We start from the raw sequence: 800 nt of genomic DNA on the forward strand, positions 1-800 counted from the left end.
GCACAAGGAGTTGGTTCCGAAGAACAGGGCCAGCGCCCCCGACGGCTCCGCCGCGACCCCCACCCGGCGCATCCGCCCGTGGCGTTCGCCTGTCGGCGTGGCGCTGGCCCTGTTCTTCGGAACCAACTCCTTGTGCACGTACGCGTTCTTCACCTGGCTCCCGGCCGTGGCCGAATCGATCGGGATGACGCGCGCGGAGGGCGGGTTGGCGTTGGCGGTGTACTCGGCGATCGGCCTCGTCGCGGCGTTGGTGGTGCCGTGGGCGGCGGGCCGCTTCGAGGACCCGTACGCCGTCGTCGTCGTCTCCGTCGTGTCCTACCTGGCCGGGTTCGCCGGCCTGCTCTGGGCTCCCGGCGCGGCGTGGGTGTGGATCTGCCTGCTCGGCGTGGGACCCAGCACGTTCCCGCTCTGCCTCACGCTGATCAACCTCCGCACGCGCACCCAGGCCGGCTCCGCCGCGCTCTCCGGGTTCTCCCAGGGCGTGGGGTACACGGCCGCGTCCCTCGGGCCGCTCGTGTTCGGCATGCTGTTCGACGGCCCCGGGCTCGTGGCGGGCCTGGCGTTCCTCACGGTGGTGTTGGCGATCATGACGGTCGTCTCGCGGACCGCCTGCCGCCCGAACATGCTCGAGGACACCCTGCGCTGAGGCGTACCGTCCCCCGCGCCGGTCGCGCGGCCGGTCTGCGCGGTGCGGGGTCGACATGCCCTCCGGCGAGCGGCTCGTCCGGGCGGGCAGGGGGGATGTCGTGGTCGTGTGGTCTCATCGAGCCGTGACACAGCCCGCCCCTGCCCCGACCGCC

The 800-nt window shown here is 73.0% G+C and carries 1 pseudogene; it reads left to right on the forward strand.

The features are described from left to right. Window positions 1-646: pseudogene (locus J1M64_RS18540) on the forward strand (MFS transporter); the annotation flags it as partial. Window positions 647-800: the final 154 nt, after the last annotated feature.

Source organism: Dietzia sp. KRD202, assembly GCF_017168155.1.
Taxonomy (GTDB): domain Bacteria; phylum Actinomycetota; class Actinomycetes; order Mycobacteriales; family Mycobacteriaceae; genus Dietzia; species Dietzia kunjamensis.